The organism is Dermabacter sp. Marseille-Q3180, from assembly GCF_940792985.1.
Classification (GTDB): domain Bacteria; phylum Actinomycetota; class Actinomycetes; order Actinomycetales; family Dermabacteraceae; genus Dermabacter; species Dermabacter vaginalis.
The window spans coordinates 671,845-698,759 of sequence record NZ_CALNWU010000001.1; the positions used below are offsets into that span (position 1 = coordinate 671,845).

A 26,915-nucleotide genomic window follows, 5' to 3' on the forward strand; every position below is an offset into this window, starting at 1 on the left:
CTCATGCCTCCTTCGAAGCGTCAGTGGTGCCGTCGGCGGGTGCGTCCGCTCGGTGACTGCCGGCTACGGCGGGGGTTTCTGAAGTTCCGACGGTTGCCGTGGAGGCGTCGGATTCCTCCGTCGCGGGGGCGGCACTAACCGACGGTGTGTCGTCGTCCTTTTTGTCTCGCGCGAGGAACGAGAGACCGGTGAGGGTTCTCACGAGCGGCGGCGCGGCAATGAAAAGCACCACGAGTGCCTGGACGATGCTCACGAGATCGATCGGGACGCCCTGGCTCGACTCCATAAAGCGGCCACCAACGCCAAGGGCGGCGAAGAGGAGGCCCGCGAGGAGGATGCCAACGGGGCCGGAGCGGCCAAGAAGCGCCACCGTGATCGCATCAAAACCGATGCTGCCCGCGATGCCGCTCGTGAGGCGGTGTTCGGTCCCGAGCAGATGCACGGAGCCGGCGAGACCCACGAGAGCGCCTGCAACCACCATGACGAGGAAGCTCGTCGTGCCGACCTTGATGCCCGCGACCTGCGCGGCGCGGGGGTTTTCACCGACGGTCCGGAACTTGAAGCCGAGCGAGCTGCGCGTGAGCAGCCACCACATGAACACGCCCGCGAGGAGCATGATGACGATGCCCGCGTGCAAGCGATAACCGGTCAGAAGCGTGGGCAGCTGAGCATTGACGGCAACGTTGGGCGAAACGGGCTGCGAACTGTTAGCGGCAGTGAAGGCCTCGGTCGTCAGCAAAAAACCGAGAAGAGAAACCGCGATCCAGTTCAGCATGATGGTCGAGATGACCTCGTTCGCCTCGAAGCGCGCCTTGAGGAAGCCCGCGATTCCGCCCCAGGCTGCGCCCGCGAGCGCGCCCACGATGAGCGCGACGATGAGGTGGACGACAGGCGGAAGGAACGTCCACGTGAAGCCGACGTATCCGGCCATTGCAGCACCGATGAGGAGCTGACCGGTGCCGCCGATGTTGAACATGCCCGCTCTGAAACCCACGGCCATGCCGTAGGCGGCGATGATCAGCGGGGTCGCGACTGTCAGTGTCTCGAACAGAGGGCGCCACATGAGGGCGGTCGTTCGCGCGTTGTAGTCGAAGATAGCGCCGCGGAACATCGCCTCGTACGCCCCGGCGATCGCTGCCCATGCCGCGCTAAAGAAGTCGCTCGGGCGCGCGAAGACATAGCCGAAGGACTCACGTACATCTTCATTGGCGATCAAGATGAGAACGCTACCGATGATCGCGGCAATGATGAACGCACCGATGACGACCGAGACTTCGCTGCGGCCAATCCGCTGGGCGAGGGTGCGACTCGACGCGGTGTTTTTCTCGCTCACGAGAGCTCTCCTTCCTCGGTCAGGGCGCTCTCACTCAGCGTTCCCGTTCCGTTAGCGACGGCCTCGCGAGCCGCCTCGGCGGTGTACCCGGCCATCATGAGGCCCAGCACTTCGCGACTTTCGTCTCCAGGCACAATCCCGAGGATCTCACCGCGGTACATCACTGCGATGCGGTCGGCAAGCTGGCACACCTCGTCGAGTTCGGTCGAGACGATGATGACTGGGGTTCCCTTGTCTCGTTCGAGAACGATGCGTTTGTGAAGGAACTCGATCGAGCCGACGTCGACACCGCGTGTGGGCTGAGAGGCGATAAAGAGCGAAAGGTCTCGCGAAAGCGCGCGGCTCATGACGACCTTCTGCTGGTTGCCACCCGAGAGGGAGCCAACGGGAAGGTCAATTCCGGCCGTACGAATGTCGAACTCCTTGACCTGGCTTTCAGCGTGCGTGCGGATCGTGCCCGGGTGAAGGGAGATTACCGAGCCGAAAGGCCTGCGGTCGTGTTGGTCGAGAACGAGGTTTTCGGCGACCGAGAACGACTTCATGAGGGCGTCCTCGGTGCGGTCCTCGGGGACAAATCCGACGCCTTCGTCCAGGATCCGTTTCGTGCTGAGGCCCACGAGATCAGTGCCGTTCAGGACGGCGTGACCGCCCACGTTCTCCTGAAGGCCGAGGAGGGCTTCGGTGAGTTCCGTCTGGCCATTGCCCTGAACACCGGCGACGCCAAGGATCTCTCCCTCGTGGACGTCAAAACTCACGGAGTTCAAAAGCTTGAGTCCCTGCGAGTCCGTGACCGTGAGGTCCTCAACTCTGAGGGCCGACTTGCCGCCCTTCGGTTCAGACTTCGCAAAGTCGAGGGCCACCGGACGGCCCACCATCAAGTTTGCAAGTTCGGTTTGCGGCGCGCTTGGATCGGCTGCGCCCACGACCTTGCCGCGTCGAATCACCGTGATGCGGTCCGCGACTGCCTTAACCTCGCGCAGTTTGTGGGTGATGAACACGATCGAGGTGCCCTCATCCTTGAGCTGCCTCATGATCTGCATGAGCTCATCGGTTTCCTGCGGCGTGAGCACCGCCGTGGGCTCGTCGAGAACAAGAACCTCGGCGCGGCGCGAAAGCGCCTTGATGATCTCGACTCGCTGCTGCGCACCGACGGGGAGATCTTCGACCCTTGCGTCCGGGTCGATGTCGAAGCCGAAACGCTTGGAGATTTCGCGCACCTTCGCGCGTGCTTGGTCGAGGTCGAGGAAGGCGCCCTTCGTAGGCTCGTGGCCGAGCGCCACGTTTTCCGCAACGGTGAAAACGGGGATAAGCATGAAGTGCTGGTGCACCATGCCGATACCGGCAGCCATGGCCTCGCCGGGGCCCGCGAAATGCACGGGCTGATCATCGATAAGAATCTGGCCGCCGTCGGGCTGATAGAGCCCGTACAGAACGTTCATGAGGGTGGACTTACCCGCGCCGTTTTCGCCGAGGAGCGAATGAATTTCGCCCTCGTTGATGACCAGGTCAATGTGGTCATTGGCTACGAGCGAGCCGAACACCTTCGTGATGCCTCGCAGTTCGAGTTTCACGAGCGCTGCCTTCCGTGAGTCACACGGACCCCGTGGGCCCGAGGGGGTGTGGATTCGAGTATAGGGGGATGGGCGCGATGGCGGCCCCCTCCCGCGGGAGGGGGCCGCCAGTCTACTTATTGATGATCGTCACAAGTGGCTGAGTTCCGAGACTCAGTGCTTGGGCGAAGCGGGCGAGGTCACTTCGATCTCGCCACTGACGATCTGCTTCTGGAGGTCTTCGACTTCCTTCTTCAGTTCTGCGGGGATCTTGCTATCGAACTCGTGGTAGGGAGCAAGACCAACGCCACCGTTTTCGAGGGTGCCCACGTACGGCTCGTTCGTGAACTTGCCTTCGGCAGCCTCCGTGCCGGTCGTCTCGACTGCGGCTGCAATCTCCTTCATCACCGAGGTGAGGATGACGTCCTTCGCGTCGGGGTTGGTCTCCACGCCATCGGAGTCAACCCAGACAACCATGACGCCGTCCTTTTCCTTCGCGGCCGCGAGGGTGCCTGCACCGACGGGGCCCGCGACGGGCATGACGATGTCTGCGCCTTGGGAAATGAAGCCTTCGGTGAGGGCCTTGCCCTTGGTCTGGTCCTCAAAGTCGCCGGTGAAGGAGCCGTCCTGGCTGTCCTTGTTCCAGCCGAGGAGCTTGACGTTTGTGCCGTGCACTTCGTTGTACTTTGCGACGCCATCGGCAAAGCCGTCCATGAAGATGGTCACCGAGGGGATCTTCGCGCCACCGTAGGTGGCAACCGTACCGGTCTTGGTGGTACCCGCTGCCACGTAACCCGCAAGGTAAGCGGCCTGGGCGGTATCGAACGTGATCGGCTTGACGTTCTCGACCTCGGTGGGGTTGCCATCGGCATCCTGAGCGGTCGAGTCGATGATGGCGTAGTGGGTATCGGGGTTTGCTTCGGCTTCAGTCTTGATGGTCTGCGAGAAGAGGAAGCCAACGGCATAGATGAGGTTGCAATCGCCCTGCACCATGTTTTGCAGATTCGGCGAGAAGTCAGCTTCGCTCGACGACTCGGCGGTCTGAACCTTGTAGCCCTTGTCTTCTTTGAGAGTCGTGAGGCCGTTGAAACCTGACTCATTGAACGACTTGTCGTCGAAGCCGCCCGAATCGGACACCATGCATGCCTTGAAGTCGCTGCCCTTGCCGGAACCGGAATCGGCCCCGGATTCTTCGGGAGGAGTGCCACAGGCGGAGAGAACGAGGGCGCCGGCACCGAGCAGTGCGGCCGCGCGGGAAAGGGACTTCACAATTGCCTCCAACGTGAGGGGACCAGTTGACGGTGCGCCCGGCCGATCCGAGCACCCTTCTCATAATGTAACGCTCCGTTAACCTGAATGCACTCCCAGACTCGGAATCTAGGGAGCACCCGTCTGAAGCCTATAAAAGCCCCTCCAGACCTTCCGCTTCTAGCCGCTTCACGAGTGCCCCGACGTCTTGCGCTTTCGCCTCGTCCACGACTAGCAAAACGTCCCCTGCTTCGACGACGCTAATGCCATTGAGACCCACCAGGGCGATCGGGCGCTCGGAGTTCGAATACACGCGCGCCCGAGAATCGACACTCACGACTTTGGCAGTCCCCGCGACCCCCACTTCGCCGTCCGTTTCCTTTTCGCCGCGCGCAACTCGCGCGAGCGCCCGAAAGTCTCCGATGTCGTCCCATGCGAAGCTCGCGGGCACGACGGCGACCGCCCCGCGCGAGGCGAGCGGCTCCGCGAGCGCATGATCAATCGCGATCGGCTCAAGGCTCGCCCAGATCGCTTCGCCCTCCCCCGAAAGCTCTCCCCCGGTCCCCTCGAGCGCGAGAGCTCGTGCGGCGGAGCTAATCTCGGGATGGAGATCGTCGAGGGCTTCGAGCAGCACCCGCGCCTTCACGACAAACATCCCCGCATTCCACATGAAACGTCCGCTTCGCACGAACTCGGTAGCGGTCGCGGCATCCGGTTTTTCGACGAAACGGGCAACGTTTAAAGCTCCCGCGGAGCGCAGGGCAATCGCGTCCTCATCGGCCGCATCTGACGGGCAGGTCTCGATGTACCCGAAAGCGGTCGATGCCGATGTGGGTTCAATCCCGATCGTCGCGAGATAGCCGAGCTCCGCAGCGGCGATCGCGCTGTAGACGCCCTTCCAGAAGTCTTCCTTCGGTGCGATCACGTGGTCGGCTGCGAAGGAGCCAATGATGGCACCGGGGTGCTCGCGTTCGGCAAGCGCGGCAGCCCACGCGATCGCCGGCATCGAGTTTTTTCCACTCGGCTCGGAAAGGATCTGGGCACCGTCGCCAACCTGGGCGGCAACTGCCTCACGGTGCGCACGCCCCGTCACGATAATGGGTCGCGCCGAGGACAGGGGCGCGAGACGCTCGAGAGTATTGACAAGGAGACTCGCACCGCTGCCCTCAAGGTCGAGGAGAAACTTCGGGTGGCTCTGACGCGAAAGCGGCCAGAGCCTCGTGCCTGAGCCTCCAGCCGGAATGACGGGAATAAACGGGGAGGAGGTGGTCATAGGCCAAGGCTAACGGAGCCGGTGCGTCAACGCTGAAAGAGACTCTGCCCCACGAAACCGCCCTCGAGGCATCCCGGAAGGACCACAAACACAGCCGAGCCAATCGGTGTCGTCCATGTATTGAGTAAGTCGCCGTCGGAAAGCCGCTGTTGCATGGGGACGAACTGCTCGTCGACGTCGCGCTGATAGCTGACGAAAATAAGCCCGGTGTTCGAGATCTCGCTTCCTGTGGGGGCATCGTCGTAGTTGAAGGGCCGTCGGAGAATCTGCTCATGCTCGTGGCGCGTACCGTCGTCCGCCAACCTCGCGCGCCTCATATGGGAGTATTCGCCGATCACGTGAAAACCGTGCTCATCTTTTGCGGCAAAATCGGTCTCGCCACTCTCGCCTGGCCCACCGGCGAGCGGGGCGCCGTCGGACATCCGTCGCCCCACGGAAAACTCGCGAGCCACGCGGTCCACACGGTCCCACTCGTCAACGTCCATCGCGATCCTGCGCACCACCATCGAACAGCCACCGGCGAACGGACCATCGGTGATCCATACGTGCGTGTCGAGACCGCTGCCCTCCGGGTTCACTGTCCCGTCAATCTGCCCAAACAGATTCCTTTGAGACCCCGTGGGGGCAGCAAAACGCGCATTCCTGAAACCCTTTTGCACCCAGGTGAGCGTGCAGAATGCGCGCGAATCCTTGAGCAGCATCCGTTGGGCGTGGGCGAGTGCGATCGGGTCGTCCGATTGCAAGGCGATCAGCACGTCTCCGCCCGACCAACGCTCCTCGAGCCTGTCGATCTCAAATGCTGGCAGCGGCCTCAGCCACGAGGGCGGCTCAACACCAGCGAGCGCAACAGCCTTCTCACCGAGGGCAAACATCACCCGGAGCCGTGCGGGCGCATCGGCGAGTTCGGGCTCCGTGTCGGCGAGCGGGGCACGCCCCTGCGTCAGCCTCGCAGCATCGTCGCTGAGGAGCCTCAGCATTCGTTCGAGGCCGCCTCTATCGGTTTCCGGCCGAAGGCCAAGGGCGATGAAGACCCCGTGCGCGAGTGGTGGCTCAGCGATGCCCGCCTGGTGCGGGCCATAAAAGCTCTCGCGCGCCTCGCCCACGATGCGGCGTTTTTCGAGCTCCTCCTCGGTAGGGACTGGTGCCGTACGCTCGAGATTCTCGTCCGCTGAGGCGTGGTATGCGCTCGCGCCCGCCGCTCCAAGACCGAGTCCCGCAGCTCCTACGAGGCCTGCGGCGAGAAAAGCTCGCCTGTCACCATCGGGTCTCACTGGCCGTCGTCACTGCCCATGTCGCCATAGTTTTCCTCGGCGCCTGCGAAGTCCTTGACGATTGCGGTGAAGTCCACGTCATCCATACCCTCGATTTCGAGGGTGAGCGCGATGCTCTCACCGGCGGCAAGGGGCTTCGTCAGCCCCATGAGCATGATGTGGGGGCCACCGGGTTCGAGCATGAAGCTCTCGCCGGCCTTGAGCGTGAATCCGCCCTCGGCTTCGCGCATGGTGCTCTTACCGTTTTCTGTCACAACCTCGTGGAGCATGCACATGTCCGCCGCATCGCAACGCGCACCCGTGATCCGCACGCTCTCCTGTGCACCGCCCGCGTAGGTGAGGGACGCGAACACTGCCGTCATGTCGGTGTCAGCGGGGTCGGCTGCCTTCACCCATGCGTCGCTCACCTTCACGCTGCCATTGTGAGCATCCGCGGCCTCCGACGGTTGCTGGGCCTTCGATGAGGCGTCCTTCTCGGGCTGTGCCGAGCATCCGGCGAGGGCAACCATGCCGAGACTCGCGAGCCCTACAAAACCACGGCGATTGATACTCCACCGAGTGCTCACCACTGTCACATCGCTTTCTGTTCGTGCACCCGAACCTTCGCCGGGGGCACACCTATCTTTTTCTGCTCGAAATTTACTCGTAAGTCACGACGAGCGGGGCGTGATCACTCCAGCGCGTGTCGTAACTCGCAGCCCTGTCGACGCGTGCGGCGACGGCGTGCTCCGCGAGGTCTTTGGAGGCCAGGTGGTAGTCGATCCTCCACCCCGCGTCGTTATCGAAGGCTTTCCCGCGCTGCGACCACCACGTGTACGGCCCGGGCACATCGCCAGCGAGCGCGCGGTGCACATCAACCCATTCTCCCGCCTCGAGCAGGCGATCGATGTAGGCGCGCTCTTCGGGAAGGAAACCGGCGCTCTTGAGGTTGCCCTTCCAGTTCTTAATGTCGAGGTTCGTGTGCGCGATATTGAGGTCCCCCGTGAGAAGCACGTGGCGCCCGCTCGCACGCAGTCCCTCGAGGCGCGACCAGGCGCCCTCGAGCATCTCGTACTTATCGGTCATCGTTTGAGGCTTGTCGACATTTCCCGAGTGCATGTACATCGAGATCACGGTGAGGTCCGTGCCATCGCCAAGAGGATCCGCAACGTCGAGCTCGAGCCAGCGTCCGGTGTGCGCATCCGCATCGAGACCCGGCAGCAAGCGTCGGACCTCCCCCACATTCGCGCCCTCGAGTTCTTCGCGAACCGCGACCGCGACCCCTGCACGGCCCTTGAGCGCCGAGGCATGCGCCGCTGTGCGCCACCCACTACCCACGAGGTCCGGTACGAGATCCTCGGGCGCACGAACCTCCTGGAACGTCACCACATCCGCGCTGCACTCCGCGAGCCACTCGCCCATGCCCTTGCGCGCCGCCGCGCGAATGCCGTTGACGTTAACGGTCGCTACCGTGAAACTCACTGTTACTCCTCTAGACATCCGGTTAAACGGGGAGGAACCCGCCCCACGAAGGACGGGTTCCTGCCGTCATTCACCCTACGATCGTTCTACACAGTGAACGTGCACGGCAACTCGGGTATCAGCGCTTAGCCTTTTCGGCTTCCCATGCGCGCTCGGCCGACTCGACAACGTTCTGCATGAGCAGGGCGCGGGTCATGGGGCCGACGCCACCCGGGTTCGGGCTGATCCAGGCGACCTTCTCCTTCGCGGCTGGCTCCACGTCGCCCTTGATCTTCTGCTTCCCCGTCTCCGGATCCGGCTCGCGCGTCACACCAACGTCGAGAACAACGGCATCCTCGCGAAGGTCGGCGGCCTTCACGAGATGCGGCACCCCAGCAGCGGCGATCACGATGTCGGCCTGCTTGAGGAGCTCCGGGAGGTTCTTAGTGCCGGTGTGCGTGAGGGTCACGGTCGCGTTGTGCTCACGGCGCGTGAGAAGCGAAGCGATCGGGCGACCAACGGTCACGCCGCGGCCCACGACAACAACGTGCTTGCCGTTGAAATCGATACCGTGACGCTTCGCGAGTTCAATCGCCGCGCGAGGCGTGCACGGCAGCGGTGTCGTGATCGGCTTGTTCACGTTGAGAACGAGTCGGCCGAGGTTCACGGGATGCAGGCCATCGGCGTCCTTTTGCGGATCGATGTACTCGAGAACCGCGTCGGTATCGATGTGCTTCGGCAGGGGAAGCTGCACGATGTAGCCCGTGCAGGCAGGGTCGGCATTGAGTTCATCGAGGACCGCGAAAAGCTCCTCCTGGGTTGTTTCTTCCGGGAGGTCCTTGCGAATCGAGTTGATGCCGATTGCCTCGGAATCGCGGTGCTTGCCCGCGACGTAAATCTCCGAGGCCGGATCTGCACCCACGAGCACGGTCGCGAGGCCTGGGCGCACCGCGCCCTCCTCAACGATCTTCTCCACGCGTGCGCGAAGTTCTTCCTTAATGGTCTTGGCCGTAGCTTTGCCGTCGAGAATCTGGGCAGTCATAGCGTCATTACTCCTTACGTCGTGAATTCTCAGTACTGGGTGAGGTCGGCGTACAGGGGCGTATTTTCGGCGAGTGTGCGCACGCGACCACGCAGCTGCTCAATGTCGCCCTTGCCGGTGAGCGCGGTCGCGATGATGTCGGCCACTTCCGTGAACTCGCTTGCGCCGAAGCCGCGCGTCGCAAGCGCGGGAGTGCCGATGCGCAAACCTGACGTCACACGCGGCGGGCGCGGATCGTTCGGGACCGCATTGCGGTTGACGGTGATGCCGATCTCGTGGAGGAGATCCTCCGCCTGCTGGCCGTCAATCGAGGACTTGCGCAGATCAACGAGGACGAGGTGCACGTCGGTACCACCCGTGAGCAGCTCAACGCCGGCCTCCTTCGCATCGGCTTCCCCGAGACGCTCCGCGAGAATCTGTGCGCCCTCGAGAGTGCGCTGCTGGCGCTCCTTGAACTCCTCCGTTGCGGCGAGCTTGAGCGCGACGGCCTTCGCGGCAATCACGTGCATGAGCGGGCCGCCCTGCTGCCCCGGGAACACCGCGGAATCAACCTTCTTTGCGAAGTCCTGCTTCGCGAGAAGAAGGCCCGAGCGCGGGCCGGCAAGAGTCTTGTGCACGGTCGTCGAGACGACATCAGCAAACGGCACCGGGCTCGGGTGAAGACCCGCCGCCACGAGCCCCGAGAAGTGCGCCATATCGACCCAGAGCTTCGCGCCGACCTCATCGGCGATCGAGCGGAAAGCCTCAAACTCGAGCTGGCGCGGATACGCCGACCAGCCGGCGACAATCACATTCGGACGCGCCTCAAGTGCCTGCTCACGCACGCGGTCCATATCGATGCGGCCGGTCTCCGGATCAACCTCGTAGGCGGCGATGTTGTAGAGCTTGCCCGAGAAGTTGATCTTCATGCCGTGCGTGAGGTGGCCGCCGTGTGCGAGGGAGAGCCCCATGAGGGTGTCACCCGCGTTCGCGAGAGCATGCATGACCGCCGCATTCGCCGACGCGCCCGAGTGGGGCTGGACGTTCGCGTGATCCGCAGCAAAGAGAGACTTCGCACGCTCGATCGCGAGGTTCTCAGCGACATCAACGTATTCGCAACCACCGTAGTAGCGCTTACCCGGGTAGCCCTCGGCGTACTTGTTGGTGAGAACCGAACCCTGGGCTTGGAGAACCGCGCGTGGAACGAAGTTCTCACTCGCAATCATCTCGAGGGTGGTTTGCTGGCGGTGAAGTTCCTGGTCCAGAACCTTGGCGATCTCCGGGTCGACCGTAGCGATCGATTCACCATGCGTGTTCATGTGCGCTCCTTCGCGAATCAAGACTTATGTCCTGCTCGAGTGTAAACATTACGTGAGCGAGGCAACAGTGGTACGCAGGCAAGCGTCGGCCCGTGATCTATGCGCCTATCCGAACATTCAGACGGACGGGCTCCGGTTCAAGCCACACACCGAAGCTCTCGTGCACCCGCGAACGCACATGCTCGGCAAGCTCCGCGATGTCCTCGCTCGTGGCCTCCCCCCGATTCGTGAGGGCAAGCGAATGCTTGGTGGAAAGAGCGGCGCCGCTTCGCTCCGGTGTGAGGGTGAAGCCTCGCTCAAGGCCCGAATGACTAATGAGCCACGCCGCGCTCGTCTTAATCCCGCCCTCGGCCTCGTATCGGGGAGCCTCCTCTGGGAGGATTGCCGCTGCTTCCCGCGTAAGGATCGGGTTCGTAAAGAAGCTTCCCGCGCTCCAGGTGTCGTGGTCACTGGCATTGAGGACCATCCCCTTACGTGCCCGGACCTCAAGCACAGCCTCGCGCACTTCACGCATCGGGGCACGCTCGCCCACGCGAATGCCGAGTCGCTCGGCGAGCTGAGCGTATTTCACGGGTGCCGAAAGGGAACCAAGCTGATGTTGGAAAGTCACCGACAGCACGACGTAACGCCCGGTCGCACCACCTTGCGGCATGCGCGTGCGCTTGAAGAGCGAGTCGCGGTAGGCGAATTGGCAATCAGCAGCAAAGAACGTGCGCACCTGGTTCTCAAGCCGATCCCACGTGCGCACACGCGTGATCACGGAGGAGACCTCTTGCCCATACGCGCCGACATTTTGAATCGGGGTGGCACCAACAGTGCCGGGGATTCCCGAGAGCGCTTCGATGCCGACCATCTCGCGTTCAACCGCGTAGGCGACAGCGGCATCCCACGACGTACCGGCGAAATATTCGACGGTCGCGCCGCCACATGCCGCCGCGAGCGGCGTACGATCGCTAGGGCGTGCGTTGCCGGTCGCTGAGACTTCGCACGAGGCTTCAATCCACGTGGGGTGGTCCTCGCCGATTGCCCGAACCACGGTCCCCTTGAAGGGGGCGCTCGACGCGACAAGATTCGAGCCACCACCGAGAACGAGAAGTTCGTCGCCCGCGGCATCAGCAGCGCGCACGGCGGCGATGAGTTCATCCTCGGTTCGGGCCTCGACGTACGTAGAGACTTCCCCGCCGATACGCAGGGTCGTGAGATCAGAAAGCTTCACGCGAGCTTCACCACCGCGCGGCACTTCGTGAGGACCTTCTGACCATTCACGCTTGCCGTGATGTCAATCCGCGCCGTGCCGTCTTCGGGCTTGAGGAGTCCGACGACTGCCTCGATCTCAACGTCCACTGCTTCGAGTGCGGGGATCTCGATCGGCCGGGTAAAACGCGTCTCGTACGAGACGAGGCGACCCGGATCGCCAAGCCACTCGAGCACCGGGGCAATAACGGTACCCATCGTGAGCATTCCATGCGCAATGACGGAGGGCAGCCCCACCTCGTGCGCGAAAGCATCGTTGTAGTGGATCGGATTGAAGTCGCCCGAAGCACCCGCGTACCGCACGAGGGTGTCACGGGTAAAGGAACGGGTCTCGCTGACAATGACGTCACCTTTGGCGAGCGCCTCGAGTGTGGGAACGGTAGGAGTAGTCATTTTTCTTAGCCTTCCTCGCCTCGAACAACGAGCGACGAGCGGACGCTCGCAACGTGTGCCTTCGCGTGGTCCATGAAGTCCACACGCGTCGTCACCATCGCGTGCGGGCCAACCTGCTTGACGGCCTCGACGGTCAGAGTGGGGATGAGCTCGTCGCCCGCGACAATCGCGCGCTCGAGCTCGAATGATTCTTCAGAGTGCACAACGCGCGAGAAGTCGATTCCGGCCTCGGGATCGTTGATATACCGCGCTTCTTCAGCCTGAGCGAGGGTGACGAGGAACGTGGGAGGGGCAACGATCGCGCTATAGCCTGCTTCGCGTGCGGCTTCCTCGCTCGTCGTGAAAGCATGCGTGTTTCCAGTGGCCGCGGCAAACTCTCGGATTTTCGTTTCCGAAACTCGTACGCTGGGTCCGCTTTCGTAAACGCGGCCCGCGAAGTCGGGATGAGGCGATGCCATTGGTTCCTACCCTTCGATTGATCGCGCTGCCAGGTCGTGGCGCGCGGGGATTTTCATCGTATCCGGTTGCATCTCGCTGCTTGCAGCGCCGCGCTACTCGTCGTGCCACGCTGCTGCCAAAGGCACCAAGCAAAAAGCCACCCTCGTGGGCGGCTCAGCGGAGAATCTCCGAAGAACGCACCCGGGGTGGCTTCTTGATGAGTATGTGCGTGTGGATCAGCGGGTTTCGCGGTGAACCGTGCTGCTGGCGCACGTCGAGCAGTACTTCTTAAGCTCGAGGCGGTCAGGGGTGTTGCGGCGGTTCTTCTTGGTGATGTAGTTGCGGTTCTTGCAATCTACGCACGCCAAGGTGATCTTAGGACGCACGTCAGAGCTTTTCGCTGCCATGACTCGCCTCTTTCCGTTTCGCGCGCATCTTGCATACGCGGGTCCTGTCGCCTGCGGCATGCAGGCACATCAACACGCCAGGGAAACCTGGAGTGGTACCGAGGGCGGGGATCGAACCCGCGACCTCACGATTATGAGTCGTGCGCTCTGACCGTCTGAGCTACCCCGGCTCGATCGGAATTGCGGCCCGACACCGATTCTTTGGTGCCGGGCCGCCATCCGATCAGAGCCCTGAAAGGGAATCGAACCCTTGACCTTCTCCTTACCATGGAGATGCTCTGCCGACTGAGCTATCAGGGCAACGCGTGAAAACTTACCGTGTTTTGCGAACCTAGGCAATTCCGGGAAGTCCTCGGTGCGGCGGATCACAGCCACTCACGTGGAGGCAATCTGCGTGGCAGGTGAGGGATTCGAACCCCCGAAGGCTGAGCCGTCTGATTTACAGTCAGATCCCTTTGGCCGCTAGGGTAACCTGCCCTGCTCGCCGGATCCGCGCCCGATATGGCGCGATATCGCGAAGCGAACCTGATCAATACTAGCGAGCCTTTGCGCTTTCGTCCACGCAGAATGGCTACTGGCGCCCGTGTTCCCTCTCACAGAGCCCCGAACTTCGGCTTTGCCACGAGCAGGGGCGCCGCGGCTGCTGAGGCCGCGGTGCCCCTGTTTTCCTCCCCCGTGTCCCCTTCGCCCCGTCTTTCCCAAAAGCCGTTCGAACGGTTTTCTTCGAGAGCTCCGTCACCCCGTTCGCGAAAACCACGCGGGTGCTTCGTTGCTCGAGCGGCTTGTTCTACGACGCCGCCGAGGCTTGCATCTGCTCAGCAGCCTCTTGCTTGACCTGCTCGCCGTGAGTGCGGAGATTCGTCAAAAGCGTTTCGATTGCGGTCGCGAGAGTTTCAAAGTTCGCGACGAACGAGTCTCGGTCCTCTCCGACCCATTGCGCCGACTGAACGCTTTCGCGTGCCGAATTCAGCGCGCTCGTCGTTGCTGTCGCGAGTGACACAAGGCTCTCTCCTGCAGAGACGCCCTGTTCGGGCGACATTCCGATAAAAGTCGTGTTCATGTTTCCCCCTTGATCCTTAGTGGTGTTGGTGTGCTGCCGCTAGCCGGCGCTCGAGGCTGCTTGCTGTTCGGCAACCTGACCGCGTGCATTTTCAGCCAAAAGCCCGAGCCGCGCAGCGTTGTCGTCGCTGGCGTGGGCGAGAGTGCCGAGCTGCGCGAGGAAGTTCTCGCGATCCTCGCCCACCCATTCGAGCGACTGAACGGTGCTCACAGCGCTGTTCCCCATGTCGCGAAGCGAGGTGGCGAGCGCCTCCAGCGCACCAGCCATGCTTTCGACGCTCCCGGGGTTCATTCCCTTCATCATGCGTATTCTCCTTTCATGAGGGCCCGTGCCCTCGTCGATCATGCCGACACCTTCACGCTACGGCTTCGCAAAGAGCAAAAGTCCTGTGGAGCACGACCCGCCGGTTCCCATGTGGAGAACTTTTGGCGCTGTGATGCTGCTCCCGCCTAACGCACAAAGCCCGACGCTCGTCGTTGCTCCGAGGATTGTTCCTCAAGTAGGCGTGCCAACTGCCTGAGCATGTCGGCTACGGCGATGAATCGGGCGTGCGCTTCCTCAGCTGTATTCGCGAAGGCTTCGGCATCTGGGCCCTTCCACGCAAGTGCCTTGACGAGTGCGCGTAGTTCCTCGCCCGCGTGCCTCCAGCTTTCCGCGCTGAGAGACATGAGCGTGCTCAGCCGCTCAACCGCCGCGGGGTCCATTCCTTCAAACATGTGTGCTCCTCAATAGTGATGTGCTGTAGCGCTGTTCTGAATCAGCGGTCTTCCGGTGGGGTGGAAAAGTGGTGAATGCGCTCTTTGAGCGCCAAAGGTGACAGCATCGGTACCGCGTCACGGCGGCACGGCCACGCCTCATCCTTTTCGCGCGAGGCAGGGCGCTTTGACAGTTATCCATGGCAGTACTCGCGTACATATGCGGGAACGATGAGTCGACAGTCAGCGCCCTCAACGAGCCACGCGACATCGGGGGCATTCGCCCATCTCGTTCGCGGCGGAGTGCGGCCAAAAACCGTGAACACCTCCGCCTCTCGAGAACCGAGAACGATACCGCACCCCGCGTGCGCGAGGATCGGCCCGAGCGCACCAAGCCTCGAGAACGAACCGCACTCGAGCCCACCAAAGACACATGCCCCTGCTGCAAGTGCAGCCCGTGCGGCGACACCGATCTCTGCCGCATCGGAGTCCGACTCGAGGTCCGCGACGTTGTCAAGGACGACAAAGGCCTTCGGCCCCAACGCACTCGCTCGCTCGAGAATGCGGGACGCCTCTACCCCATTACCGGAGGTGCTTTGGGGCACACGAAGAATCTCACGATCCCGAGCAAGAGCGGCCAGAGATTCGAGAAGTGCAAGGCGATCGCTCCCCTCACCTCCCACGATGAGCCCCCCGCCCTTGAGTGGCAGCGAGACGGGCTCGCCATCGGCGTGAGAGAAGCCCACGAGACCGCGTGTCGAATCCCGCACGAGCGCGGCTGCCTCGCGGGTGCCAAGTGTGCGCCTTGCGAGCACGAAAGCCTCGAGGCATGCGCGACGGCGATTATCCCCGCGCACGGAAGGCTCCTCGAAGAGCGCTATCTGTGCTTCACGGCCTCCGATACTCACCCGCCCCACGGGCGCTGACTCGGAAAGCCTCACAGTCGTGCCGCACATCGCGTAGTCTTCCGCACGCGAAAGACGATGCACGATTCGTTCGGTGCACGCGGTCTCGAGGCTCCGCGGCAATTCGCTCGGTCCTGAAGCGCCAATGATGAGCGTGAGCCTGCGGGCACGGGCCGTTCGCGCAAGGGCACCGAGAAGCGAGAGGATGTCTTCTCGATCGCTCGGGTGGGCTTCGTGGCAGAGGTCAGCACACGAGTCAATGGCGAGAATCGACGGTCCCACCTCGCCCTTCGTATTCGTCAGGTGCCGGAGCATTCTCAACACGGAGGCGGTGTCGTCTCCCGACACATACGCGACTGCCTGGGTTTCGTCGACCAGTCCCCGAAGTCCTTTGCTCACTGAGTCGAGAATGAAGAGGCGCGGCCTCTCCTGTGCAGTACGGGTCGCTCGCACGATGTTCACGATGCTCGTGCTGCGCCCAGTGCCGGAGGCGCCGTAAACTCCGTAAACCGATCCCGGTGGACCTAGTCTCGCGACGGTGCGTCGTTGGCGCGATGGATCGTCCACGAGCGCAAAAGGCGCCGGCAATCCCCAGTCCTGAACGAGCTTCTCCCCCTCGTAGCTTTCCGCGAGCGGTGGGAGCCATGGCGCGCGAACGGTTTCTCCACTTCGAGCCCAGGCGTCAATCGCTTCTTTCACCACAAGGCTTGCATCGGTGGGGCCCCGATCCTTTCCGCGGGAAGCCTCACCGCTCGTGAGCCGCAGTTGCGTATTGAACACCTTAGTCGCTTCCTCATCGTTCATGGCATGCGCGAGGGATACACCTAACCTCATAGAACGATCGTCCTCTCCACGAGCACCCGCGTATGCCATTTGCGCCTCGTGCTGGAGGCCTGCTCCCACGGCACTCACAACGGCTCGACCGGGGGTTTCGAGTGAAATTTGAGCTGCTGCCTTGGATCCGATGACATCAAGCGAATCGGCGGTATCGCTCAAGCGAAGCGCGATGCGAAGGCTGACATTCGCGCGAAGGCGCTCGCTCACGATCCCCGCGGGTCTCTGTGTCGCAAGAATCAGGTGGATGCCAAGCGAGCGCCCTCGCTGTGCCACATCAATGAGTCCTTCGAGAAACTCGGGGCAGTGATCTCGAAGGGCCGCGAACTCGTCAACGACTATGACGAAAGCGGGCAGATCATCACCACCACGCTCCGCATAGTCGTCGCTGTCTTTCGCGCCGCATCGCGCCAAGAGTTCCTCTCGATAGCGTAGTTCCGCTTTGAGGGAGACGAGGGCACGCGTCACGAGATCGGGCCCAAGGTCAGTCACGAGCCCAGTGCAATGGGGCAAAAGCGCGCACTCGCCGAGCCCTGCGCCGCCTTTATAGTCCACGAAAAGGAATGTGAGACGACGCGGTGAATACCGAAGTGCAAGGCTGAGAATCCACGATTGGAGAAACTCCGACTTTCCCGATCCCGTTGTTCCCGCAACGAGAGCGTGCGGCCCCCATGCGCGAAGCGGGATCGTGAGTGGCCCGGTCTCGCCGTACCCTACAAGAGCATCAAGCGTGCGGGCCTCGGCGCGGTCATTCGTGCGCCAGGCGCGAGAGAGACTCGTTCGAAGTTCATGCCGCTCCACGCCGTTCACATCGAGAAGCGATACGGTCGCGGGAATGGTCTCGTTCGCGTGTTCTCGGCTTCGCGCATCCATCAAGGAGGCGAGTCTTCGTGCCCATACGTGTGCGGCTTCGTTACTGATGCCTTCGCATGCGTTGAGCGCGATGGGCGCCACCTCGCCTCGTTGCCAGAAGACTCCGTCGTTCCCCTCAACCTCGAGGAGTGCGCTGCATACACCGGGAAGGTGCGCGCTATCCGCTGCTGTCACGATAAGGCGTGGCCCTCGTTCTGCACGTGCCTCCCACGCTTCCACGAGGACCGTGAGTGGGGTGAGCTGAGCGGGGGTCGGGTCAAGCGCGAGGATCACGACATGCGAACTGCCTCCTTCGGTATCGCTGCTGAGATCAGGCATGTGACGAGCAGCCCAAGCGGTGACGGCCTCGTCGCTCTCGAGAATCTGCACCTTCCCTCCATCGGAACTTCGTGCATGGGGAAGCCACGCGAGACCCCGCGCGTTTTCACACGCGGCCGAAGAGCACACGAGGGCGAGGCGAACGTCGGAAGGTGAATGCCGCCCACCAAGCTGTACTCCAAGACCGACCGCGCATCCCATGCGTCCCGCACCGGTGATGCCCAGGCCGCGTGCCTGTCGAAGAGAGACAGTCACGGGCCCTTCGAACGTGCGGGCTGACTCGCGGAGCATCTCGAGCTCCCCTCGCTGTTCGCGTGGGCCTTCGGCCAGGGTCTCTCCTTTGAGCTGCACCGCGCTCTCGACTCGGCCCGTACCGAGTCGGAGCGTCAAGAAATCGCTGTGTTCTTCTCGTAGCGCCCACAGATCGCCACGTTTGGGCGAATCCCATTCGGCAATAACGCAAGCGGCAGGGAGCATCGCGCCTAGGCGCGCCTTCTCGCCCTCGTGTGCCCCGTGCACCTCGGCTTTCGCCTCGTCAACCGCTTCCTCAAACTCCCGCAGTGCCCGCGAACTTTCCTTGCGCACCCGTGCGCATTGCGACCAATAGTGTGCGAGTGCCATTGCCGGCATGACGACTGCGAGCATGATGACGAAACTGCTCCGTGTGAGCGTGTACATCACTCCGGCGATCATGAGCGGCACGAGAAGGCTCACCGTTGGAAAAGGTGGTGCCGTCGCTGGCCGCGGCACTCGCGGCAGAGCGATCTCCCGTGCGGGCTCCGCCAGCTCAATGCGCGCGGGAGGAAGGTAGGCGCGCGCGGGCGAATCGTTGACAACGACGTCGGCGCCGGCGCGATGCCGAACCCCTACTTTCCATTGCCCCACGTACACGCACGAATCGGGCTTGAGGTGAGCGCCTCTCACCTGCCCGCCTTCGGCGTTTTTCAGGATCGCACCTTGAGCAGCGTGAATCTTCACCTCGGCGCACGTTTCGAGGTAGGCGTGGGTGCTCGCAACATCGCCGTGCTCGAGCGTGACTCTGCACGTTGTTGACGACCCGATCGACGCGAGCCCCTTCTCGAGCGGAACGACACGCTGAACTCCATTGCGCTCCAATACGAGCTCCCACGAGGAGAGAATTCGTTCGCCTGGGCGCTCAACCTCCACGGATGCCTGCACGAGCTCAAGGCTCATGCCTGACATCAACCCAGAAACGTGCAGAAGTTGCTCATTGGCGAGCAGTGCGCCGGGAAATCCCTGTTGGCTCCGCTGCCCCACTCTCAGCGCGTACCCTTCACCGTCGAGGCCGAAATGGTGCCGCAATCTCTCGACGAACTCCCCCGTGCGCACAGTCGAATCCGCGGAAACCTCGAGTACTACGGGGTTTTGGCAAGGAGGGATTACCTCCACGAGAAGCGTCACGACGCCACCTTCCCCTCGATCGCCGCTGCAGCCTCAAGGATGGCGTGGCGCCGGGAAACGAGAAACCCCGCTCTCCACGTTTGTGGAAAGCGGGGTCGTGTGGAGCGAGAAGCGGGGCGCTTCAGCGGCCTTCAGGCTCCTCCCTTTCGCTCTCGGAGGTTCCGACGGCGGCTTCGCCTTCACGAAGCGCATCCTGACCTTCGACGGCCTGCCCGTGTTCAGGTGCGCCCTCTTCGCTTTCGTCGAGCGCGTGCTCATCGGCGATGACGGGCAACTCGAGACGATCGACGGTCGTAAAAATATGCTCGCCATAGGCGCCCGATGCACTCGGTTCAACGGCGCTCACCACAACGGCCGTCGCGTTATCGCGCCCACCATGGGCGACTGCCGTATCTACGATGCGTTGCGCAACAAGGTCCGCCGCCGAGGACTCTTCGAGCATGGAATGCAGCTCGCCATCGCTGACTTCCCCCGTCACGCCGTCGCTACAGACAAGGAAGCGATCGCCAAGACGCACCGGTATAAGCCAGAAATCGGGGCGCGTGTCCGGACCGGCACCAAGTGCACGCGTAATCATGTTGCGGTAGGGGTGGACCCGTGCCTGGTCGAGCGTGATCTCACCGCGATCCACAAGTTCTTGGACTACCGAGTGATCCACACTGACCTGGGAAAATTCGCCGTCTCGAAGCATGTAGACGCGAGAATCGCCAAGGTTCATGACGAGCCAATGGGGCTCGGATTCATGAAGCGTCAGAGCCACCATCGCCACTGTCGTGCCGGCGCTGCGTCCGGAATCGTCATCGAGGCTCGCAATTCGCTCATATGAGCGAACCATCGCATCTGCGACGTCCTCAAGTTCGATGTAATCGCCGCCCGCAAGAGCTGCAAACTCATCGGCAACGATGCCGCTCGCAACCTCCCCAGCATTGTGGCCACCCATGCCATCAGCCACGAGGAAGATCGGGTCAAACGCGATAAAAGAATCTTCGTTGACCGACCGTACAAGACCGACGTCAGTCGCCCCGGTCGAGGCGATACCGAAGTCTTCAGCGTGCCGTTCGGCCCGCAATGAGAGGTCTGCATTCACGAGTTCGTTCACTTCACCTTAGTCGAGCACGCATTCGGGCCGGAGGGCCTATGCACATTGAGCTGCGATCCGCTATAAAAAGGGCACCGCGCGGCATGCGCACGCCGTGTACGGCGCACGCTTAAGCATAGCGAGAAGCGCTGAACGTCGCAGGAGCGCACGCTCCTTAGGCGCGACGTCGCACGAGCGATACCGTAAAGGCCGTAAGTGCATCGCGCGCGGGGCCCGCGGGCAGCGAGTCCACGAGGGCAAGGGCACGATCGCCGTAGCTTGCTGCGAGCTTTTCAGTTTCGTCGACAACGGGATGGGCCGAAAGCGCTTCAACAACTTCGGCAAGCTTTTCATCACTCGAGAGGTCAGCGTCGAGTGCGGCGAGCAAATTCGCTGAAGCCGCGTCATCGGGATGCTCCGCCACGTGCGCACGAAGCAGCAAACTCGGCATGGTGGGAACCCCTTCGCGCAGGTCAGTCCCGGGGGTTTTTCCCGATTCTTCCGCAGTTGCACGAATGTCGATCACGTCGTCGGCGAGTTGGAATGCCACGCCCACGGCTTCGCCGTACTCCCGCATAACGGAGACGACGCTCTCGGGCGCTTTCGCGATCTTGGCACCGAGCACACCTGCGGTTGCAATCAGTGAGCCGGTTTTATTGGAAAGCACGTCAATGTAATGGGCGAAGGGATCATCGCTTTCGCCGGGGCCGACGGTTTCATTGAGCTGGCCTAGGCATAGTCGCTCAAACGTGTGGGCGTGGATCCCCACGATCTCAGAGCCGAGATTCGCGCTCATAGCGCTCGCGCGGGCAAGAAGAAAATCCCCCGTCAGGATCGCAATGTGGTTGCCCCACACACGATGCGCAGCGGTGGTACCCCGACGGGTCTCTGCCGCATCCATGACATCATCGTGATAGAGAGTCGCGAGATGAGTGAGTTCTACGAGAGCTCCCGCGTCAACGAGTTGTGGCTCGGAGATGTCCCCAAAAGCGGCGGCGAGCATCACGAGTACGGGACGCACGCGCTTACCACCAGCGTCAAGGAGGTACGGCGCCGTTGATCGCATCATCGGGTCAGACGACGCAACAGCGGAGTGAAGTCTTTCCTCAACAGCCTCGAGGCCGCTCTGGATAGATTCCGCGAGGGAAGGGTCGATGTCCTCCATCGTGAAGCTCGCCATCACTGTCCTTTACCTGACGGGCCCGTTCCCTGCGAACGAACTACAGACGTTAACTCTATCGGCATTTACGGCTGGGCGCAGCGCAGCACGTGCTTGAAATGGTCTTCCATGGGGAGGGTCACGGGACCTCCGACGGTTTCCGGGCAAAAAGAAAACCCCGGTCGGGTGACCGGGGTTTTCGAGGAATAATTTCGGCGGCGTCCTACTCTCCCACACCCTCCCGAGTGCAGTACCATCGGCGCAGTTAGGCTTAGCTTCCGGGTTCGGAATGGAACCGGGCGTTTCCCCAACGCTATGACCGCCGAAAAACTTTCGGCGAGGCTGCGAAAAGCAGCACCACTATGAAATTTTGCGATCAGCTCAGCGCATCTTTGCGCGAGCGATCGAGAAGAATAGTTCGGCGGTGTCCTACTCTCCCACACCCTCCCGAGTGCAGTACCATCGGCGCAGTTGAGCTTAGCTTCCGGGTTCGGAATGGAACCGGGCGTTTCCCCAACGCAATGACCACCGAAACAACCAACCAACCCCCCCCAAACCCGAAACAAACAGGGGCCAGGAAACAACGGGGGTGTGGAATGTCAACCACACAGTGAACGCGAACACACAAACAAAGCAACCATGAAGAGTGCTAGATAAGTCATCGGCCAATTAGTACCAGTCAGCTGAACGCATTACTACGCTTCCACATCTGGCCTATCAACCCCGTCATCTACAGGGGACCTCCCACACAAAAATGTACGGATATCTCATCTCGAAGCAGGCTTCCCGCTTAGATGCTTTCAGCGGTTATCCCTTCCCAACGTAGCCAACCAGCCATGCCCTTGGCAGAACAACTGGCACACCAGAGGTTAGTCCATCCCGGTCCTCTCGTACTAGGGACAGGCCTTCTCAAATATCCAACGCGCGCAGCGGATAGGGACCGAACTGTCTCACGACGTTCTAAACCCAGCTCGCGTACCGCTTTAATAGGCGAACAGCCTAACCCTTGGGACCAACTCCAGCCCCAGGATGCGACGAGCCGACATCGAGGTGCCAAACCATGCCGTCGATATGAGCTCTTGGGCAAGATCAGCCTGTTATCCCCGGGGTACCTTTTATCCGTTGAGCGACACCCATTCCACAATGAGGTGCCGGGTCACTAGTTCCAGCTTTCGCTCCTGCCCGACATGTCTGTCTCGCAGTCAAGCTCCCTTGTGCACTTACACTCAACACCTGATTGCCAACCAGGCTGAGGGAACCTTTGAGCGCCTCCGTTACTCTTTAGGAGGCAACCGCCCCAGTTAAACTACCCATCAGGCACTGTCCCTGAACCAGATCATGGCTCGAAGTGAGGAATCCAAAACGACCAGAGTGGTATTTCAACAACGACTCCACCAACACTAGCGTGCCAGCTTCTCAGTCTCCCACCTATCCTACACAAGCCGTTCCGAACACCAATACCAAACTATAGTAAAGGTCCCGGGGTCTTTCCGTCCTGCTGCGCGTAACGAGCATCTTTACTCGTAATGCAATTTCGCCGAGTTCGCGGTTGAGACAGTGGAGAAGTCGTTACGCCATTCGTGCAGGTCGGAACTTACCCGACAAGGAATTTCGCTACCTTAGGATGGTTATAGTTACCACCGCCGTTTACTGGGGCTTAAATTCTCAGCTTCGCCCACAAGGGGCTAACCAGTCCTCTTAACCTTCCAGCACCGGGCAGGCGTCAGTCCGTATACAGCGACTTACGTCTTCGCACGGACCTGTGTTTTTAGTAAACAGTCGCTTCTCCCTGGTCTCTGCGGCCATCAGTGCTCTCACACCTCAGGCCCCCCTTCTCCCGAAGTTACGGGGGCATTTTGCCGAGTTCCTTAACCACGATTCTCTCGAACTCCTTAGTATTCTCTACCTGATCACCTGAGTCGGTTTAGGGTACGGGCAATAGTGCTCGTCACGCCGGAACTTTTCTCGGCAGTCCAGGATCACCCACCTACCCCACAAAGGGTCCTCATCACGACTCACCCTAAAGAGCGCAACATTACTCGCACTCGGGCTGCTCGCTTGAACGGGGACAACCATTACCCCGCGGAAGCTACCTCACTGCGTCATCCCACACGCTGACCTAATACGCGCTCGGTTCCCAGCCTCACCACCACCAACCAACCCAAAGGGAAGGAAGGGGAAGCTCGGGTGGTTAGCATCACACGCCTCGGTATGGGTCCTCACACTATCGGTACGGGAATATCAACCCGTTATCCATCGACTACGCCTGTCGGCCTCGCCTTAGGTCCCGACTAACCCGGGGCGGATTAACCTAGCCCCGGAACCCTTGATCATTCGGAGGACGGGTTTCTCACCCGTCTTTCGCTACTCATGCCTGCATTCTCACTCGCATAGCCTCCACCACTGGGTTCCCCCGCAGCTTCACCGGCCACACGACGCTCCCCTACCCACCCCACAAAAATGGAGTGACACAGCTTCGGCGGTGTACTTGAGCCCCGCTACATTATCGGCGCAGAATCACTTGACCAGTGAGCTATTACGCACTCTTTCAAGGGTGGCTGCTTCTAAGCCAACCTCCTGGTTGTCTCAGCAACTCCACATCCTTTCCCACTTAGCACACGCTTAGGGGCCTTAGCTGATGTTCTGGGCTGTTTCCCTCTCGACCATGAAGCTTATCCCCCACAGTCTCACTGCTACGCTCTCACGTACCGGCATTCGGAGTTTGGCTAAGGTCAGTAACCCGGTGGGGCCCATCGCCTATCCAGTGCTCTACCTCCAGCACGAAACACGCAACGCTGCACCTAAATGCATTTCGGGGAGAACCAGCTATCACGAAGTTTGATTGGCCTTTCACCCCTATCCACAGGTCATCCCCTCCATTTTCAACTGAAGTGGGTTCGCGCCTCCACACGGTCTTACCCGCGCTTCACACTGCCCATGGATAGATCACTTCGCTTCGGGTCTAGAGCCGGCGACTCAACGCCCCATTCAGACTCGCTTTCGCTACGGCTACCCCACACAGGTTAACCTCGCCACCGACCACTAACTCGCAGGCTCATTTTTCAATAGGCACGCCGTCACCCCTCAAGGCTCCGACGGATTGTAAGCACACGGTTTCAGGTACTCTTTCACTCCCCTCCCGGGGTACTTTTCACCTTTCCCTCACGGTACTAGTCCGCTATCGGTCACAAGGAAGTATTTAGGCTTACCAGGTGGTCCTGGCAGATTCACACCGGATTCCACGAGCCCGGCCCTACTCGGGGCAACACCACGCCTGGCCATGCAGTTTCAGCTACGGGACTCACACCCACTATGGCGCCTCACTCACAAGGCTTCACCTACCACACACCACAACGCCACAACACCGGTAGATGTTATGTAAATGCACCCCACAACCCCACACCAGCAACCCCTACCGAGTCTCACACCAGCATGGTTTAGCCTCCTACGCTTTCGCTCGCCACTACTCACGCAATCACTATTGTTTTCTCTTCCTGAGGGTACTGAGATGTTTCACTTCCCCTCGTTCCCCCCACACCACCTATACATTCAGTGGCGGGTACCACGACTCACGCCGCGGCGGGTTTCCCCATTCGGACACCCCCGGATCACAGGTCGGTTGTCACCTCCCCGAGGCTTATCGCAGACTCCCACGTCCTTCATCGGCTCCTTGTGCCCAGGCATCCACCGTATGCTCTAAGTAACTTAGAAACACTCGAAAATGAACACATAGACCAAAAAATCATTGAACTATCTGTAACAAAAAATTGCTTACAAGATGCTCGCGTCCACTATGCAGTTGACAAACAACACCCCCACACCCGAAAACCACCAACCACAAAGCCAGCAGCCCCAGGGGGGGAAAAGACCGCACATGCAGTCTCACACCCCAATAGTGTGCCCACAACACGCCACCTCGAAACCAGCACCTTTCCAACCCCACACGAAAGCAGGGCGTACTCGCCACCAGCACGAAAGCAACACGCCTTTTATTGATGTTCCACCCAGCCCATACGCGCTGCACACACTCGGCACAGAACACGCACACCACCACAAACATGGCGGTGCAGGGCAAAAGTAAACTCCTTAGAAAGGAGGTGATCCAGCCGCACCTTCCGGTACGGCTACCTTGTTACGACTTAGTCCCAATCACCGATCCCACCTTCGACGACTCCCCGCAAAAAGCTTGGGCCATCGGCTTCGGGTGTTACCGACTTTCGTGACTTGACGGGCGGTGTGTACAAGGCCCGGGAACGTATTCACCGCAGCATTGCTGATCTGCGATTACTAGCGACTCCGACTTCATAGGGTCGAGTTGCAGACCCCAATCCGAACTGAGACCGGCTTTTTGGGATTAGCTCCACCTCACAGTATCGCAACCCATTGTACCGACCATTGTAGCACGCGTGAAGCCCAAGACATAAGGGGCATGATGATTTGACGTCGTCCCCACCTTCCTCCGAGTTGACCCCGGCAGTCTCCCATGAGTCCCCACCCGAAGTGCTGGCAACATGGAACGAGGGTTGCGCTCGTTGCGGGACTTAACCCAACATCTCACGACACGAGCTGACGACAACCATGCACCACCTGTGCACCAGTCCAAAGAAAACCACATCTCTGCAGCGATCCAGTGCATGTCAAGCCTTGGTAAGGTTCTTCGCGTTGCATCGAATTAATCCGCATGCTCCGCCGCTTGTGCGGGCCCCCGTCAATTCCTTTGAGTTTTAGCCTTGCGGCCGTACTCCCCAGGCGGGGCACTTAATGCGTTAGCTACGGCGCGGAAAACGTGGAATGCTCCCCACACCTAGTGCCCAACGTTTACGGCATGGACTACCAGGGTATCTAATCCTGTTCGCTCCCCATGCTTTCGCTTCTCAGTGTCAGTAACGGCCCAGAGACCTGCCTTCGCCATCGGTGTTCCTCCTGATATCTGCGCATTTCACCGCTACACCAGGAATTCCAGTCTCCCCTACCGCACTCTAGCCTGCCCGTACCCACCGCACGCCCAAGGTTAAGCCTCGGGTTTTCACGGCAGACGCGACAAGCCACCTACAAGCTCTTTACGCCCAATAATTCCGGACAACGCTTGCGCCCTACGTATTACCGCGGCTGCTGGCACGTAGTTAGCCGGCGCTTCTTCTGCAAGTACCGTCACTTTCGCTTCTTCCTTGCTGAAAGAGGTTTACAACCCGAAGGCCGTCATCCCCCACGCGGCGTCGCTGCATCAGGCTTTCGCCCATTGTGCAATATTCCCCACTGCTGCCTCCCGTAGGAGTCTGGGCCGTGTCTCAGTCCCAGTGTGGCCGGTCGCCCTCTCAGGCCGGCTACCCGTCATCGCCTTGGTGAGCCACTACCTCACCAACAAACTGATAGGCCGCGAGCCCATCCCTCACCGAAAAACTTTCCACCACCAACCATGCGGCCAGCAGTCATATCCGGTATTAGCCCCGATTTCTCGGAGTTATCCCAAAGTGAAGGGCAGGTTACTCACGTGTTACTCACCCGTTCGCCACTAATCCACTGTGCAAGCACAGCTTCATCGTTCGACTTGCATGTGTTAAGCACGCCGCCAGCGTTCGTCCTGAGCCAGGATCAAACTCTCCATTAAAAAACAGAAAAATCTA

General features: G+C 61.0%; 19 protein-coding genes, 3 tRNA genes and 4 rRNA genes. All 26 read right to left on the minus strand.

Annotated features, from left to right (window positions below):
• Position 1 precedes the first annotated feature (1 nt).
• The 26 genes from NBW56_RS03090 to NBW56_RS03215 all read right to left on the minus strand — a co-directional run bounded on the left by NBW56_RS03090 (position 2) and on the right by NBW56_RS03215 (position 26,899).
• Positions 2–1,333, minus strand: coding sequence for an ABC transporter permease (locus NBW56_RS03090; protein WP_250257943.1), 1,332 nt, complete (start codon positions 1,331–1,333; stop codon positions 2–4).
• Positions 1,330–2,904 carry an ABC transporter ATP-binding protein gene (locus NBW56_RS03095; protein WP_250257944.1) on the minus strand — a complete coding sequence of 525 codons (1,575 nt, stop codon included), beginning with the start codon at positions 2,902–2,904 and terminating at the stop codon, positions 1,330–1,332. The genes NBW56_RS03090 and NBW56_RS03095 overlap by 4 nt, the downstream gene beginning before the upstream one ends.
• A 153-nt stretch (positions 2,905–3,057) precedes the next feature.
• On the minus strand, positions 3,058–4,152 hold the full coding sequence (locus NBW56_RS03100; protein WP_250257945.1) for a BMP family lipoprotein: 1,095 nt from the start codon (positions 4,150–4,152) through the stop codon (positions 3,058–3,060).
• Between the two features lie 130 nt (positions 4,153–4,282).
• Positions 4,283–5,404, minus strand: coding sequence for a mannose-1-phosphate guanylyltransferase (locus NBW56_RS03105; RefSeq protein WP_250257946.1), 1,122 nt, complete (start codon positions 5,402–5,404; stop codon positions 4,283–4,285).
• 26 nt (positions 5,405–5,430) lie between these two features.
• Entirely contained in the window at positions 5,431–6,675 is a 1,245-nt protein-coding gene (locus tag NBW56_RS03110) for a Dyp-type peroxidase (RefSeq protein WP_250257947.1), read from the minus strand.
• The gene (locus NBW56_RS03115; protein ID WP_250257948.1) at positions 6,672–7,250 is read right to left on the minus strand and encodes a copper chaperone PCu(A)C; all 579 of its coding nucleotides are present in this window, start codon (positions 7,248–7,250) and stop codon (positions 6,672–6,674) included. The genes NBW56_RS03110 and NBW56_RS03115 overlap by 4 nt, the downstream gene beginning before the upstream one ends.
• Before the next feature lie 64 nt (positions 7,251–7,314).
• Positions 7,315–8,136 carry an exodeoxyribonuclease III gene (locus NBW56_RS03120; RefSeq protein WP_250257949.1) on the minus strand — a complete coding sequence of 274 codons (822 nt, stop codon included), beginning with the start codon at positions 8,134–8,136 and terminating at the stop codon, positions 7,315–7,317.
• A 118-nt stretch (positions 8,137–8,254) separates the two neighbouring features.
• The gene (locus NBW56_RS03125; RefSeq protein ID WP_250257950.1) at positions 8,255–9,157 is read right to left on the minus strand and encodes a bifunctional methylenetetrahydrofolate dehydrogenase/methenyltetrahydrofolate cyclohydrolase; all 903 of its coding nucleotides are present in this window, start codon (positions 9,155–9,157) and stop codon (positions 8,255–8,257) included.
• Positions 9,158–9,186: 29 nt separating this feature from the next.
• Positions 9,187–10,455, minus strand: coding sequence for a serine hydroxymethyltransferase (glyA, locus tag NBW56_RS03130; RefSeq protein WP_250257951.1), 1,269 nt, complete (start codon positions 10,453–10,455; stop codon positions 9,187–9,189).
• A gap of 97 nt (positions 10,456–10,552) precedes the next feature.
• Positions 10,553–11,671 carry a UDP-N-acetylmuramate dehydrogenase gene (locus tag NBW56_RS03135; RefSeq protein WP_250257952.1) on the minus strand — a complete coding sequence of 373 codons (1,119 nt, stop codon included), beginning with the start codon at positions 11,669–11,671 and terminating at the stop codon, positions 10,553–10,555.
• On the minus strand, positions 11,668–12,102 hold the full coding sequence (locus NBW56_RS03140) for a MaoC/PaaZ C-terminal domain-containing protein (RefSeq protein WP_250257953.1): 435 nt from the start codon (positions 12,100–12,102) through the stop codon (positions 11,668–11,670). Before NBW56_RS03140 ends, NBW56_RS03135 begins: the two co-directional genes overlap by 4 nt.
• A 5-nt stretch (positions 12,103–12,107) precedes the next feature.
• On the minus strand, positions 12,108–12,560 hold the full coding sequence (locus NBW56_RS03145; protein ID WP_065248162.1) for an FAS1-like dehydratase domain-containing protein: 453 nt from the start codon (positions 12,558–12,560) through the stop codon (positions 12,108–12,110).
• 216 nt (positions 12,561–12,776) lie between these two features.
• Complete coding sequence (rpmG, locus tag NBW56_RS03150; RefSeq protein ID WP_016665062.1) at positions 12,777–12,947, minus strand: 50S ribosomal protein L33; 171 nt, start codon at positions 12,945–12,947, stop codon at positions 12,777–12,779.
• 93 nt (positions 12,948–13,040) lie between these two features.
• Positions 13,041–13,117: transfer RNA gene (locus NBW56_RS03155), tRNA-Met, on the minus strand.
• A gap of 57 nt (positions 13,118–13,174) precedes the next feature.
• Positions 13,175–13,247, minus strand: a tRNA-Thr gene (locus tag NBW56_RS03160).
• Positions 13,248–13,342: 95 nt separating this feature from the next.
• Positions 13,343–13,424, minus strand: a tRNA-Tyr gene (locus tag NBW56_RS03165).
• A gap of 310 nt (positions 13,425–13,734) precedes the next feature.
• Entirely contained in the window at positions 13,735–14,007 is a 273-nt protein-coding gene (locus NBW56_RS03170; protein WP_065248163.1) for a hypothetical protein, read from the minus strand.
• 39 nt (positions 14,008–14,046) lie between these two features.
• Positions 14,047–14,310, minus strand: a complete 264-nt coding sequence (locus NBW56_RS03175; RefSeq protein ID WP_250257954.1) for a hypothetical protein — start codon at positions 14,308–14,310, stop codon at positions 14,047–14,049.
• Positions 14,311–14,456: 146 nt separating this feature from the next.
• Positions 14,457–14,723 (minus strand): WXG100 family type VII secretion target, encoded by a 267-nt coding sequence (locus NBW56_RS03180; RefSeq protein WP_250257955.1) that lies wholly within the window; start codon positions 14,721–14,723, stop codon positions 14,457–14,459.
• 173 nt (positions 14,724–14,896) lie between these two features.
• Complete coding sequence (locus tag NBW56_RS03185; protein WP_250257956.1) at positions 14,897–19,054, minus strand: FtsK/SpoIIIE domain-containing protein; 4,158 nt, start codon at positions 19,052–19,054, stop codon at positions 14,897–14,899.
• Positions 19,055–19,175: 121 nt separating this feature from the next.
• A complete protein-coding gene (locus NBW56_RS03190; RefSeq protein WP_250257957.1) occupies positions 19,176–20,153 on the minus strand; it encodes a PP2C family protein-serine/threonine phosphatase in 978 nt (325 codons plus the stop codon).
• A gap of 154 nt (positions 20,154–20,307) precedes the next feature.
• Positions 20,308–21,312 carry a polyprenyl synthetase family protein gene (locus NBW56_RS03195; protein WP_250257958.1) on the minus strand — a complete coding sequence of 335 codons (1,005 nt, stop codon included), beginning with the start codon at positions 21,310–21,312 and terminating at the stop codon, positions 20,308–20,310.
• A 189-nt stretch (positions 21,313–21,501) separates the two neighbouring features.
• Positions 21,502–21,618: ribosomal RNA gene (gene rrf, locus NBW56_RS03200) — 5S ribosomal RNA — on the minus strand.
• An 89-nt stretch (positions 21,619–21,707) separates the two neighbouring features.
• Positions 21,708–21,824, minus strand: a 5S ribosomal RNA gene (gene rrf, locus NBW56_RS03205).
• A gap of 116 nt (positions 21,825–21,940) precedes the next feature.
• Positions 21,941–25,002 (minus strand): 23S ribosomal RNA (locus NBW56_RS03210).
• A gap of 379 nt (positions 25,003–25,381) precedes the next feature.
• Positions 25,382–26,899: ribosomal RNA gene (locus NBW56_RS03215) — 16S ribosomal RNA — on the minus strand.
• The 16S, 23S and 5S rRNA genes sit together here, the layout of an rRNA operon.
• Between the last annotated feature and the right edge of the window lie 16 nt (positions 26,900–26,915).